We start from the raw sequence: 13368 nt of genomic DNA, 5'->3' as shown, positions 1-13368 counted from the left end.
TTTCCTGTATTGGAACTCTGAGATCCGTTCAGAGGAACGGCGACCAGGCCGGTTCCCTGACTTCCCCTTCCTTCGACGGAAGCTCCACCTTCACTCTCCCGTCGATGGACACGGCTTGCAGGACCCCCGTACCCCGGTATTGCGTCCCGTAAATTATCATACTTCCATTGGGCGCAACACTGGGCGATTCATCCATATCAGTCTTTGTGACGATATCGAACGTACCGCGCTGGAGGTCCTGCACACCGACATGGAACGAGCCGTTCCGCCGGTGCACATAAACCAGATAACGACCGTCGGGGGTCACGTCCGGGCGGGCGTTGTAGGCCCCCTCGAACGACACCCGGCGGGTGGACTTGTCATTGATGTCGAGCTCATAGATCTGCGGCCCGCCGGAGCGGCTGGAGGTGAACACCAGGTGTTCGCCGTCCGGCATCCAGCGCGGCTCGGTGTCGATGCCGTAGTGGTCGGTGAGCTGTTCCAGGGCACCGCTGTTCAGGTCCAGGCTGTAGATGTCCGGGTTGCCGCCCTTGGACAGGGTCACCGCCAGCCGCTGGCCGTCCGGGGACCAGGCCGGGGCGCCGTTGATGCCCTTGTACTGGGCCACCACCCGGCGCTGGGCGCTGGCCAGGTCGTGCACGTAGATCTTCGGCAGGCCGTCTTTCTCGAACGACACATAGGCGATCTTGGAGCCGTCCGGTGACCAGGACGGGCTCATGATCGGCTCCTTGCTGCGCACGATGGTGCGCACCCGGGCGCCGTCGGCGTCGGCGTATTGAAGCTGGTACGGATTCTGGGTGCCCCGGTTGAAGGTGACGTACAGAATCTTGGTGGAGAACGCCCCCTGGATGCCGGTGAGCTCCTCGTAGATGCGGTCGGAGATGGCGTGGGCCACGTCCCGCAGCTGCGACGCCGGCGGCCGGTAGCTCTCGGTCATCAGCTGCTTTCCCCGGGCCACGTCGTACAGCCCGTAGCGCACCTCATAGGCCCCGGAATCGGTCTTCTGCATGCTGCCGACCACCACGTATTCCTGATTGAGGACGCGGAAATCCCGGTAGCTGAGCTGGTCGGCGCTGGTCGGCCGGCTGAGCATGTCGCCGGGCTCCAGGGTCTTGAACTGGCCGCTGCGGTGCAGGTCGGCGCGCACGATATCGGAAATGTTTTCCGGGGCGTCGGCGGCCCCGGCAAAGGGCACCACCGCGATCGGCACCGCGTCCACGCGGCCCTCGGTGATCTGGATCATCAATTCGGCGCGGGCACTGAGCGCCAGCATGGTCAGAGCCATGACGGCGGCGGCGCGGGCGACGACGGTTCGGGCGTTGATAATTCGCATCATTGCACATCCCTGGGACTGAAAACGATCACGAAAGTACGGAACTGCTCAAACTGTTTGCCATCCGGTACCGGCAGCGGGCTGGCCAGCTGCACGGCGTTGACCAGCGAATCGTCGAAGTTCGGGTAGCCGCTGGACTTGGCCACCTGCACATTGACCACCTCGCCGCCGGGAATCACCTGAATCCGCACCTGCACGCTCAGGTCATTGCGGTTGCGGTAGTTGCCGGGAATCCGCCAGCGCTGGGAGATGGCGTTGCGGATGGCGTCCTCGTAGCTGGCGGTTTCCTCGGTCACATCACTGTCCGCCGGGCCGGAGCCCGGGTTCTCGGCGACCTGGTCGCGCTTCTTGCGCGCCATTTCCAGCTCTTCCTCCGCCATCAACTCCTCCATGCTGGGCTGATCGAACTCCGGCGCCGGCTTGGCTTTCTCCGGCTTCGGCTTCGGCTTTTCGGGCTCGGCCTTTTTCGGTTCCGTCTTTTTCGGTTCCGGTTTTGGCTCGGGCTTCGGCTCAGGTTTTGGCTCGGGCTTGGACTCTTTCTTCGGCTCCGGTTTCGGCTGGGGCTTGGGCTCCGGCTTCGGTTTCGGCTCCGGTTTGGGTTCCGGCTTCGGCTTCGGCTTGGGTTTGGGCTCCGGCTTGGGCTCGGGCTTCGGTTCCGGCGCCTTTTCCGGGGCGGCCTTCTGGTCCTTCTCCTCCCGCGCCGGCGTGGTGTTGGCGTCCGGGGCGCGACGGGTCTCTTCCATTACCGTGGCCATCACGTGGGGCGGAATATCCGGCGGCCGGCGCAGTTCCGGGTCCGAGGACCAGGTGAAGACCATCAGGCCCAGCACCACCAGGTGCAACAGCGCCGAGAAGCCGGCGGCAACCCCGCGATCACTCATGAACGCCCCGGCGGCTCCGTGACCAGCCCCACGTTCGTGACCCCGGCCCGCTGCAGCTCGGACATCAGCACCACCACCTTGCCGTAGGGCACGTTCTGGTCACCTTCCACCAGGAACAGGGTCTTGGGTTTCTGCTTGCGGATGGTGAGCACGTGGCCCTTGACGGTGTCCAGGCTGGAGGCGGTCTGCCCGCCGTCCTCGCCCACATTGATGTGGTAACTGCCGTCGGCGCGCACCGTGATCATCACCGGTTCGTCGTTGTTGAGAATCGGCGCGCTGTCCGCCTGCGGCAGGTCCACGGACACCCCCTGGGTCATCATCGGCGCGGTGGCCATGAAGATCACCAGCAGCACCAGCATCACGTCGATGTAAGGCACCACATTGATGTCGGCCATCATCTTGCGCGGCTTGCGAACCCGTATACCACTCATAAGCGGGCCTCCGTGGCTCAAGCGTCGCGGCCATGGGCCTGGCGGTGCAGCACCGAGGAAAACTCCTCGGCGAACACCTCGCAGTCACCCAACAGGGATTCGGACTGGGACGCGAACCGGTTGTAGGCCATCACCGCGGGGATCGCCGCGAACAGGCCCATGGCCGTGGCCACCAGCGCCTCGGCGATACCCGGCGCCACCACGCTGAGGGTGGCCTGGGTCACGTTGGCCAGGGCGCGGAAGGAGTTCATGATGCCCCAGACGGTACCGAACAGGCCGATATAGGGGCTGGTGGAGCCCACCGTGGCCAGGAACGGCAGGTGCTTGGTGAGCCGGGACTGTTCCCGTTGCAGCGCCACCCGCATGGCGCGCTGGGCGCCTTCCATGATGGCGTCCGGGCCGCGCGTGGACTTGGACAGCCGCACGAATTCCTGGAAGCCGGAACGGAACACCGCCTCGCTGGCGGAATCCGGATTGGGCTTCTTGCGCACCTGGTTATAAAGGCTGGAGAGGTCTTCGCCGGACCAGAATTTTTCCTCGAACGCCTTGTCCGCGCGACGGGCACGGCCCAGCACGCGGTAGCGGTTGACGATCATGTACCAGGAAATCAGCGATGCCAGCAGCAGCACCAGCATGACCACCTGAACCACCGGCCCCGCATTGGTGACCAGCGACAGGATCGACATACTGGACGACGTTTCATCCATTTACCCCAACTCCTCGACTTGAGCCTTGAAGGTTGCATACAAGGGCGCCGGCAAAGCCGTCGGCTTGATGCCGTCGGCGCTGACACAGGCCACCTTGATCTCCGCCTCGCACAAAAGTTCCCCGTCCCGGGTCACTTGCTGGGCGAACATCAGCGTGGCGCGGCCCAGGTGCGTCAAACGGGCGCTTACCCGCAGGTCGTCGTCGATCCGGCCGGGCTTGCGGTAGCGGACCTGGCAGGAGTGCACGACGAACTGGTAGTTCTCTTCCGCCAGGCCGTAATGCTGATAGCCCAGCGAACGCAGATATTCGGTTCTCGCCCTTTCCATGAACTTCAAATAGTTCACGTAGTAGACGATGCCACCGGCGTCAGTGTCTTCGATGTAGACGCGGACCGGTAGGGCAAATTCCGAAGTTCGAGAAGATTTTTCACTCATTTAAACAAATCGTCGTCGCGGGCCGGGCTGGACAGGCCGAAATGCCGCCAGGCGTGGTTGGTGACCAGGCGCCCGCGCGGGGTGCGCTGGATGAAACCCTGCTGGATCAGGTACGGCTCCACCACCTCTTCCAGGGTGCCGGCGTCCTCGTTGAGCGCCGCCGCCAGGGAATCCAGCCCCACCGGGCCGCCGTCGAACTTGTGCATCATCAGGTTGAGCAGGCGCCGGTCGGTGCCGTCCAGGCCGTGGCTGTCCACTTCCAGCATGTCCAGGGCCCGTTCCGCCACCGGGCCGCTGATGCGGCCGTCGCTTTTCACCTGGGCGTAGTCGCGCACCCGGCGCAGCAGCCGGTTGGCGATGCGCGGGGTGCCCCGGGCGCGGCGCGCCACTTCCAGGGCGCCGTCCTCGTCGATGGGGATGGCGAGAATCCCGCAGGATCGGGTGACGATGCCGGACAGGTCCTCCACGCCGTAGAACTCCAGGCGCTGGACGATGCCGAAGCGGTCACGCAGGGGGGCGGTGAGCAGGCCGGCGCGGGTGGTGGCGCCGACCAGGGTGAACGGCGGCAGGTCCAGTTTGATGGAGCGGGCGGCGGGGCCTTCGCCGATCATGATGTCGAGCTGGTAATCCTCCATGGCCGGATAGAGGATCTCCTCCACCACCGGGGACAGGCGGTGGATCTCGTCCACGAACAGCACGTCGCCCTCCTCCAGGTTGGTGAGGATGGCGGCCAGGTCACCGGCCTTTTCCAGCACCGGGCCGGAGGTGGACTTCAGCTCCGAGCCCATTTCCCGGGCGATGATGTGCGCCAGGGTGGTCTTGCCCAGGCCCGGCGGGCCGAAGATCAGGGTGTGATCGAGCGCCTCGCGACGGCCGCGGGCGGCGTCGATAAAGATCTCCAGGCGCTCGCGCACCTTCGGCTGGCCGTGGTAGTCCGCCAGGCTGGCCGGACGAATGGCGCGGTCCTGCTGTTCCTCGCGCGGGTCCGCCGCGCCGGCGGTGATCAGACGCTCGTTGTCCATGGACGCTTACCTTGCCAGAGTTCGCAGGGCGCGGCGAATCAGCTCCTCGCTGCTGTCGTCGCCCTGTTCGGCGGCCCGCGCCACGGCGGCGGCCGCTTCCTTATTGCGGTAGCCCAGCGCCTCCAACGCCGCCAGCGCATCGGCGCGGGCGTCCGGGGCGGCGTCCAGGGCCACCCGGCCGGGCAGCGCCGCCGGGGCGCCGTCCAGCTTGTCGAGCCGGTCGGACATCTCGATCACCAGCCGTTCGGCGGTCTTCTTGCCGATGCCGGGTACCTTCACCAGAGAGGTGGTGTCCTGGTCGCGAATGCAGGCGGCCAGCCGGTCCGCCTCGATGCCGGACAGAATCGCCAGCGCCATCTTCGGCCCCACCCCGTTGACCTTGATCAGGCTGCGGAACAGCTCCCGCTCATAGCGGCTGGCGAAGCCGAACAGCAGCTGGGCGTCCTCGCGCACCACGAAATGGGTGTGCAGCAGCAGCTCGCCACCGGTTTCCGGCAGGTCGTAGAACACCGTCATCGGCGCTTCCACCTCATAGCCGACGCCGCCCACGTCGAGCAGCAGTCGGGGCGGGCGCTTGTCGAGCAGGGTGCCTTTCAGTTGTCCGATCATCGTACCCGTCCTCGCCGCACCGCGGAGGCGCCGCCCAGCCGCGCCAGCGATACCCGCATGTGCGCGTGGCAAAGGGCGATGGCCAGGGCGTCGGCGGCGTCCGCCTGCGGCCTTTTATCCAGCTTCAATAAATGACGCACCATTTCCGCCACCTGCCCCTTCTCGGCGCCGCCGCGCCCCACCACCGCCTGCTTGACCTGGCGGGCGGAATACTCGAACACCGGCACGCCGCCCTGCACCACCGCGGTGATGGCGGCGCCACGGGCCTGGCCGAGTTTCAGGGCGGAATCCGGGTTGCGGGCCATGAACACCTTTTCGATGCCCACCTCGTCCGGCCGGTGCAGGGCCAGCACCTCGCGCAGCCCGGCGAAAATCTGCCCCAACCGGGGGGCCATCTCGGCACCGGTGGTGTTGATGGTGCCGAAATCCACCACCGTGGTGCGATTGCCCACCTGGCTGATCACGCCATAGCCGGTGTGGCGCGAGCCGGGGTCGATGCCCATCAGAATGGTCATGGTGCGCCTGTGGCCTGTATATAAAAAAGGCAGGTCTATCTAACCTGCCTGCTGTTCTTATGTCCAGTAGGAGCGATGGTTATTCGTCGTCCGGCCAGTTGGCGTTGGTGTAGACGTTCTGCACGTCGTCCAGGTCTTCCAGCAGGTCGATCATCTTGCTCACCGTCTCGGCGGTGTCGGCGTCCAGATCGGCGCGGGTGGACGGGTGCATGGTCACCTCCGCGTCGGCGGCTTCCAGACCCGCCGCCTTGAGCGCGTCGGTCACGTCGCCGAAGCTGCGGTCCGGGGCGGTGATCACCAGGTAACTGCCGTCCTCGTTCTCTTCCACATCCTCGGCGCCGGCCTCCAGGGCCGCTTCCATCAGCTTCTCTTCGTCCACGCCGGGCTCGAAGAACAACTCGCCGCGCTTGGTGAACAGGAAGGCCACCGAGCCGCTGGTGCCCAGGTTGCCGCCGAACTTGGAGAACGCATGGCGCACCTCGGAGACGGTCCGGTTGACGTTGTCGGTCATGGTTTCCACCAGCACCGCCACGCCGTTCTTACCGTAGCCTTCGTAGGTGATCTCCTCCATGTTGGAGGTGTCGTCACCGCCGGCGCCGCGCTTGATGGCCCGGTCGATGGTGTCCCGGGTCATGTTGTTGCCGAGCGCCTTGTCCACCGCCGCGCGCAGGCGCGGGTTGTCGTTGATCTCGGCGCCGCCCATGCGGGCGGCCACGGTGATCTCGCGGATCAGCTTGGTGAAAATCTTACCGCGCTTGGCGTCCTGGGCCGCCTTACGGTGCTTGATATTGGCCCATTTACTGTGACCTGCCATATCCGCTCCCTTTATTTATCGTCTTTGCGAACCTGAATACCCACTTCCCGAAGCTGCTGATTATCCACCGGCGACGGGGCGTCGGTCATCAGGCAGGCGGCGGTCTGGGTTTTCGGGAAGGCGATCACGTCGCGGATCGAGTCGCCGCCGGTCATCAGCATCACCATGCGGTCCAGGCCGAAGGCCAGGCCACCGTGGGGCGGCGCGCCGTATTTCAGGCCGTCCAGCAGGAAGCCGAATTTCTCCTCCGCTTCCTGGTCGCCGATGCCCAGGGCCTCGAACACCACCCGCTGCATCTCCGGGCGGTGGATACGGATCGAGCCGCCGCCCAGCTCGGTGCCGTTGAGCACCATGTCGTAGGCCCGCGACAGCGCCCCTTCCGGGTTGCTCTTGAGCTCTTCCGGGTCGCACTTGGGCATGGTGAACGGATGGTGCAGCGCGTAGTAGCGGCCGTCTTCCTCCTCGAACATGGGGAAGTCCACCACCCACAGCGGCGCCCAGTCGCCCTTGGCCAGGCCGCGCTCGTGGCCGACCTTGACGCGCAGGGCGCCGATCGCTTCGTTGACGATCTTGGCCTTGTCGGCGCCGAAGAAGATCAGGTCGCCGTCGGCGGCGCCGGTGCGCGCCAGGATGCCCTGGATCGCTTCCTCGGTGAGGAACTTGAGAATCGGCGACTGCAGGCCCTCGGCGCCGGCGGCCAGATCGTTGACCTTGATGTAGGCCAGACCCTTGGCGCCGTAGATGCCGACGAACTTGGTGTACTCGTCGATTTCCTTGCGGCTCAGGTCACCGCCGCCGGGCACGTTCATGGCCACCACCCGGCCTTTCGGGTCCTTGGCGGGGCCGGCGAACACCTTGAACTCCACCCCGTCCATCAGGTCGGCGATGTCGATCAGTTCCAGGGGCACGCGCAGGTCCGGCTTGTCGGAGCCGTAGCGGCGCATGGCCTCTTCGTAGGTCATGCGCGGGAATTCGGGCAGGTCCACCTCGAGCATGTCCTTGAACACGCTTTTCACCATCGCCTCGGTGATCGCCATGATGTCGTCTTCCTCCACGAAGGAAGCTTCCAGGTCGATCTGGGTGAATTCCGGCTGGCGGTCGGCGCGCAGGTCCTCGTCACGGAAACACTTGGCGATCTGGTAGTAGCGGTCGAAGCCGGCCACCATCAGCAACTGCTTGAACAGCTGCGGCGACTGCGGCAGCGCGAAGAAGCTGCCGGCGTGGGTGCGGCTGGGCACCAGATAATCGCGGGCGCCTTCCGGGGTGGCGCGGGTCAGGATCGGCGTTTCCACGTCCATGAACCCCTGGCCTTCCAGGTGGGCGCGCACCGCGTGGGTCAGCCGCGAGCGGAACTGGAAGCGCTTCAGCGCCTCCGGACGGCGCAGGTCCAGGTAGCGGTACTTGAGGCGCACTTCCTCGCCGGCGGCGGAGTACTCGTCCAGCTCGAACGGCGGCGTCTGGGCCTCGTTGAGGATGGTCACGCTCTTGCCCAGCACCTCGATGTCGCCGGTGGCCATGCGCGGGTTGCGGACCGCCTCGTCGCGCAGGCGCACGCGGCCTTCCAGTTGCAGCACGTACTCGCCGCGCACTTTGTCGGCCAGGGCGAACGCGTCCTCGGTGTCCGGATCGAACACCACCTGCACCAGGCCGGTGCGGTCGCGCACGTCCAGGAAGATCACCCCGCCGTGGTCGCGGCGGCGGTGCACCCAACCGCACAGCCGTACCGTTTCCCCGTCGTGGGAGGCCCGCAAATCACCGCAATAATGGCTACGCATTTCCACTGTCCGTCGTTGTATCCGAAGAGACCACCCCGGCGCGTCGTCGGGGGGTGGCTGAAAAGGCGGCTAGTATAGCGATTCACGGTTGGCCCTGCTAACCCCGTGCGCAAACCTCAATTCGTGCCGAAACACACAAAAAATAGGGGCTGCACGCCTTGTACCCGGGTTTTGCTTGGCATATAACTGGATGCGCACCGAAATGACCACTACGAGTCACCAACCACGAGTACTACCAAAGGGGTAAGCGATCCTATGGCTGCAAAGAAAAAGGCAACGGCGAAGAAGGCCGCAGCGGCACCCGCCACGCGTAAGGTCAAGACCATCACCGACCCGATGACCAAATCCCAGATCATCACCCAGATCAGCGAAACCACCGGCCTCACCAAGAAAGACGTCAACGCCGTCTTCGACGAGCTGACCGACATCATGGAAGGTCACCTGAAGAAGCGTGGCGCCGGCCAGTTCACCCTGCCGGGCCTGTTCAAGGCAGTGACCCAGAAGAAACCCGCCACCAAGGCGCGCAAGGGCATCAACCCCTTCACCGGCGCGGAAACCACCTTCGCCGCCAAGCCGGCGCGCACCGTGGTCAAGGTTCGCCCGCTCAAGAAGCTCAAGGATATGGCGCAGTAATCCGGCCACCGGGCCGGCCCCCGCGCCGGCCCGGAGCGCCCCATCCGGTCCGGCGCCTTGCCGCCCTCCCCGCCTCGTTCCACCCGCTTTCCTTCCCGCCACGCCCGCCGGCCCGCCACGCCCACCGGTGTCATTCCACCGCCACCGCCCCTATAATCGGCGCCCGACCCGCAGGCTGGAGCAAAGGCATTTCCATGGCTGAACGCAAGGACAAACAAAAAGTCATCGGCGAACCGATGACCGACGAACAAATCAAGGTGTTTCTGGACTTCCCGACGGAACAAGGCGAGGACCCGGATTTCCATGTGCTGCTCAAGGCCTACCGCGCCCTGCGCGCCGAGGACTTCGAGCGCTTCGTGGCGTTCTTCCAGGAACAGGGCCGCGATATCCGCGCCACCGACCCGGAAGGCCGCACCCTGCTCGAGATCGTGCGCGGCCACGGCAAGAGCGAACCGTTCGTGGCGATTCTGGAACGCGCCGGCGGTTGATCCGCGCTCCCGCGATCGGGGCCGGCGGCCCCGCTCCGCCGGCCTGCGGCAAAACGCCACATCCCTTCCCGCGCCGGCGCGCTACAATCTGCCCCCATGACCGCCCTCCCCAACGTCCATCGCGTCTGGCGCCGTCGCCTGATCGCTCTGCGCAGCCTGCTGGTGCTGAGCCTGGCGCTGGCGCTGTTGACCCTGCGCCGCGTTTCCCCGGAACTGCTGCCGCCGCCCAACGTGCTGCTCGGGCTGGCCGCCTTGCTGGTACCGAGCCTGGTGGCGGTGTGCTCGCTCAACGTGCGTGCTTCCCGGCAGCGCACCCTGCTCGGGGTGGAGCTGGCGCTGGATCTGCTGGCGGTGCTGATCGTGGTGCAGCAGTTGGGCGGCGCCGCCAATCCGCTGTCCTTCTATTTATTGGTGCCGCTGTTGCTGGCGGCCCTGACCCAGCCGTCGCGCGGGGCCTGGGGATTGCTGGCGCTGACCCTGGCCGGTTATCTGGTGGTGGGCCTGTGGCACAGCGCGCCGGATCCGCATTCCACCCTGCACGCCCTGAGCCGGGAGCTGAGCCCCACCCACGGCCTCGGCATGAGCGTGGTGTTCGTGGCCCTGGCCGGGGTGCTCACCTTGCTTGGCCAGGTGATCCAGACGCTGAGCCGCGACCAGCAACGCCAGCAGGAACGGCTGCTGGAACTGGCCGGCCGCCGCGAGCGGCTCTATCAGGTGGCCGCCACCCTGGCGCACCAGGCCCACGAGTTGAACACGCCACTGAGCAGCCTGGTGATGCTGGCCGACAACGCGCTTCAGGAACCGGGCCTGCCGGACACCACCCGCGAGGATCTGACCCAGATCGGCACGCTGGCCCGACGGGTCGCCGAGCGGCTGCGCCAGACCGACGCGGAACTGCCGCCACGCTGCGACTACGGCACCCTGTGCGAGCGGCTGCGTCTGCACCTGCGTCATCTGCAACCGACCCTGGCACTGACCGTGGAAGGCGACACCAGGCGCATCCTGGCGCCGGCGCCGGACTGGTTCCGGGTGCTGGCGAACCTGGGCTACAACGCCATCGACGCCGGCGCCGAACGGCTGGTGGTGCGGCTCGAAGACCATGGCCAGCGCCAGGTGCTGCAGATCAGCGACGACGGCCCGCGCCAGCGAGGGCCCACGGATCGCGAGGGCCTGGGCGTGGGCCTGGCCCTGGTGGAGGCCACCCTGGAGGTGCTGGGCGCCACCCTGCGGCTGGACTTCCACCACCAGTGGAGCCAGGCTCGTATTGAATGGCAATCGCCGACACCCCTGCCCGCCCCGGAGGCCGGCCCATGACCGTGCCCGCGTCGCTGCTGCTGCTGGAAGACGACGACATTCTCGGCCGCCAGACCCAGCGCGCCCTGACCCGCCACGGCTGTGAGGTGCACTGGGCCGCCGATCTGGCCAGCGCCCGGCGGCTGCTGGCCACCCTGCCCGCCCTGGACGCGGCGGTGCTCGACCAGAATCTGGGCGCCGACAACGGCCTCGATCTGATCGCCCCGTTGCTGGCCCGTTTTCCCGAGTGCCGGGTGATCGTGCTGACCGGCTACGGCAGCATCGCCGCCGCCGTCGCCGCCACCCGACGAGGCGCCCGCAACTACCTGACCAAACCCGCCGACGCCAACGACATTCTCGACGCCCTGGCCCGCGACCCCGGCGATCTGGAAGCCCTGCCCGACGCGCCCCCTTCGCTGCAACGGCTGGAGTGGGAGCACATTCAACGGGTTCTTGACGCCCACCAGGGCAATATCTCCCGGGCCGCCGACGCTCTTGGCATCCATCGCCGCACCCTGCAGCGGCGGCTGAAAAAACGGCCCAGCCCCAAACACTTCGAACGCGACTGAGCTTTCTCGCCGTAAATAACGTTTTGGGGTTGCCCCCGACGGACCCGCTTGCCGACAATGCGGGCTCGATTCTTTTCCCAACGGACCGGGACCCGAAAGGCGGTAATGAGCAGTCACAGCCTGTTAACCCTGATGGCCCTCGCCACCCTGCTGGGCCTGGCCCTTACCTCGCCGTCCCGGGCCGACGAGCAGCCGGAACTGACCCTGGAAGGCGAACTGCCCGAGGGCGTGGCCGCCAATGTGCGCACCCTGGTGGACCTGAGCCGCTACCCGTGCCGGCCCGGCCCCGGCCAGCAAACGCTGATCCGCCGTCAGGTCCGCGACGACGCGCGCAGCGCTCTGCAGGCCCTGGGGTTCTATCAGCCGGTGTTGACGCCGCGCTGGACCAACGCCGACGACGACCACTGCTTCCGGCTCGCGCTCACCGTGGACCCGGGACCGCCCACGCTGCTCACCGGGCCGGACATCCGCATTCAGGGCGAAGCCGCCAGCGACCCGGCGTTCCAACGGGCGGTGGACGACAGCGGCCTGCGCGAAGGACAACGTCTGCGCCATGACCGCTACGAAGCCCTCAAACGCACCCTGCAGCAGCTGCTGATCAACCGCGGCTACGCCGAGGGCGCGCTCACCGAACACCGCCTCGAGGTGGACCGCGACCGGCACCGGGCACGGGTGGTGCTGTACCTGGACAGCGGCCCGCGCTATCACTTCGGCTCGGTGACCCTGGCCGGTGACACCCGGCTCAAGGACCGTCTGGTGCGCGCCTACCTGGGCTTCGCCGCCGGCGAGCCGTTCAGCAACGAGCGCCTGCTGTCGGCGCAGCAGGCCTACCTGGGCACCGGCTATTTCAGCGCCGTGCGGGTGGAGCGCGGCGAGCCCGACCAGGCCGACCGCACCATCGACATCACCCTGCACTTCACGCCGCGCAACAAGTGGGCGCTGCTGGCCGGGGTCGGCGTCAGCACCGACACCGGTCCGCGGGTGCGGCTCGGGATCGAGAACCGACGCGTCAACGCCGCCGGCCACAAGGCCCGGGCGGAGACCGAACTGTCCGGGGTGCGCCAGGGGGTCGGCGCCGGCTACACCATTCCGCTCAGCGACCCGCTCAACGAAAAGCTCGAGCTGCGCACCAGCTACGTGAACGAACGAACCGACACCACCGACAGCGAAATTTTCAGCGTCGGCGCCGATTACATCGTCAAGCTGGACTCCGGCTGGGTGGCCACGCCGTCCATCGAGTATCTGCGGGAAACCTACGAAGTGGCCGACCAGGTGGACCAGGCGGAGCTGGTGATCCCGGGCTTCCAGCTCAGCCGGGTGAAATCCGACGATCCGGTTTACCCGCGCTTCGGCTGGCGGCTGGGCGGCAAGGTGCGTGGCGCCCACAAGGCGCTGTCCTCGTCGGCCACCTTCGTCCAGTACGACCTGTGGGGCAAACTGATCTTGCCGGTGTTCAAGGGTCGCTTTATCACCCGCGGCGAGTTCGGTTTCACCGACGTCAGCGACGTCACCGAGCTGCCCGCCTCGCTGCGTTTCTTCGCCGGTGGCGACGCCAGCGTGCGCGGCTTCGCCTACGAATCCCTGGGCCCGAAAAACGACGACGGCGACGTGATCGGCGGCCGCCACCTGCTGGTGGGCAGCGTGGAATACGATTACCCGATCACCCACAATTGGAGCGTGGCGGTGTTCGGCGACGCCGGCAACGCCTTCAACGATTTCGACGACTACGAGATCGAGCGCAGCGCCGGCTTCGGGGTGCGCTGGCGCTCGCCGCTGGGTCCGATCCGGGTGGATCTGGCCCGCGGCGTGGAGGAAAACCGGGACTGGCGCCTGCACCTGAGCATGGGGCCGGACCTGTGAGCG

At 66.7% G+C, this 13368-nt stretch carries 15 protein-coding genes; 5 read left to right on the top strand and 10 right to left on the bottom strand.

Features of this window, described 5'->3' with window-relative positions; genetic code table 11:
• Positions 1-28 precede the first annotated feature (28 nt).
• The 10 genes from tolB to aspS form a co-directional block, all read right to left on the bottom strand.
• Entirely contained in the window at positions 29-1285 is a 1257-nt protein-coding gene (gene tolB / locus ACLD0W_RS09290) for a Tol-Pal system beta propeller repeat protein TolB (RefSeq protein WP_410307482.1), read from the bottom strand.
• A gap of 47 nt (positions 1286-1332) precedes the next feature.
• On the bottom strand, positions 1333-2214 hold the full coding sequence (locus ACLD0W_RS09285) for an energy transducer TonB (protein WP_410307204.1): 882 nt from the start codon (positions 2212-2214) through the stop codon (positions 1333-1335).
• Entirely contained in the window at positions 2211-2645 is a 435-nt protein-coding gene (gene tolR, locus ACLD0W_RS09280) for a protein TolR (protein ID WP_410307203.1), read from the bottom strand. The genes ACLD0W_RS09285 and tolR overlap by 4 nt, the downstream gene beginning before the upstream one ends.
• Before the next feature lie 17 nt (positions 2646-2662).
• Positions 2663-3352: a protein TolQ gene (gene tolQ / locus ACLD0W_RS09275; protein ID WP_410307202.1), complete on the bottom strand. Its 690-nt coding sequence runs from the start codon at positions 3350-3352 to the stop codon at positions 2663-2665.
• On the bottom strand, positions 3353-3787 hold the full coding sequence (ybgC, locus tag ACLD0W_RS09270) for a tol-pal system-associated acyl-CoA thioesterase (RefSeq protein WP_410307201.1): 435 nt from the start codon (positions 3785-3787) through the stop codon (positions 3353-3355). It abuts the gene before it with no gap.
• Positions 3784-4809, bottom strand: a complete 1026-nt coding sequence (gene ruvB, locus ACLD0W_RS09265; protein ID WP_410307200.1) for a Holliday junction branch migration DNA helicase RuvB — start codon at positions 4807-4809, stop codon at positions 3784-3786. The genes ybgC and ruvB overlap by 4 nt, the downstream gene beginning before the upstream one ends.
• A gap of 6 nt (positions 4810-4815) precedes the next feature.
• Complete coding sequence (gene ruvA, locus ACLD0W_RS09260; protein ID WP_410307199.1) at positions 4816-5418, bottom strand: Holliday junction branch migration protein RuvA; 603 nt, start codon at positions 5416-5418, stop codon at positions 4816-4818.
• Positions 5415-5933 (bottom strand): crossover junction endodeoxyribonuclease RuvC, encoded by a 519-nt coding sequence (ruvC, locus tag ACLD0W_RS09255; protein WP_410307198.1) that lies wholly within the window; start codon positions 5931-5933, stop codon positions 5415-5417. The genes ruvA and ruvC overlap by 4 nt, the downstream gene beginning before the upstream one ends.
• A 79-nt stretch (positions 5934-6012) precedes the next feature.
• Positions 6013-6747 carry a YebC/PmpR family DNA-binding transcriptional regulator gene (locus tag ACLD0W_RS09250; protein ID WP_410307197.1) on the bottom strand — a complete coding sequence of 245 codons (735 nt, stop codon included), beginning with the start codon at positions 6745-6747 and terminating at the stop codon, positions 6013-6015.
• A gap of 11 nt (positions 6748-6758) precedes the next feature.
• A complete protein-coding gene (aspS, locus tag ACLD0W_RS09245; protein ID WP_410307196.1) occupies positions 6759-8522 on the bottom strand; it encodes an aspartate--tRNA ligase in 1764 nt (587 codons plus the stop codon).
• A 255-nt stretch (positions 8523-8777) separates the two neighbouring features.
• On the opposite strand from aspS, the gene ACLD0W_RS09240 reads away from it, so the two are divergent.
• The 5 genes from ACLD0W_RS09240 (at position 8778) to ACLD0W_RS09220 (ending at position 13365) form a co-directional block, all read left to right on the top strand.
• Entirely contained in the window at positions 8778-9155 is a 378-nt protein-coding gene (locus ACLD0W_RS09240; RefSeq protein ID WP_204429097.1) for an HU family DNA-binding protein, read from the top strand.
• 194 nt (positions 9156-9349) lie between these two features.
• Entirely contained in the window at positions 9350-9643 is a 294-nt protein-coding gene (locus ACLD0W_RS09235) for a PA4642 family protein (RefSeq protein WP_410307195.1), read from the top strand.
• A 96-nt stretch (positions 9644-9739) separates the two neighbouring features.
• Positions 9740-10957, top strand: coding sequence for a sensor histidine kinase (locus ACLD0W_RS09230; RefSeq protein ID WP_410307194.1), 1218 nt, complete (start codon positions 9740-9742; stop codon positions 10955-10957).
• The gene (locus tag ACLD0W_RS09225) at positions 10954-11505 is read left to right on the top strand and encodes a response regulator transcription factor (RefSeq protein WP_410307193.1); all 552 of its coding nucleotides are present in this window, start codon (positions 10954-10956) and stop codon (positions 11503-11505) included. Before ACLD0W_RS09230 ends, ACLD0W_RS09225 begins: the two co-directional genes overlap by 4 nt.
• Before the next feature lie 105 nt (positions 11506-11610).
• Complete coding sequence (locus ACLD0W_RS09220) at positions 11611-13365, top strand: autotransporter assembly complex protein TamA (RefSeq protein WP_410307192.1); 1755 nt, start codon at positions 11611-11613, stop codon at positions 13363-13365.
• The last annotated feature ends 3 nt before the right edge of the window (positions 13366-13368 follow it).

It is taken from the genome of Alloalcanivorax sp. C16-1 (genome assembly GCF_046507805.1).
GTDB lineage: Bacteria > Pseudomonadota > Gammaproteobacteria > Pseudomonadales > Alcanivoracaceae > Alloalcanivorax.
Note: the sequence above shows the minus strand (reverse complement) of the source record. Positions and strands in the feature narration are given on the sequence as shown.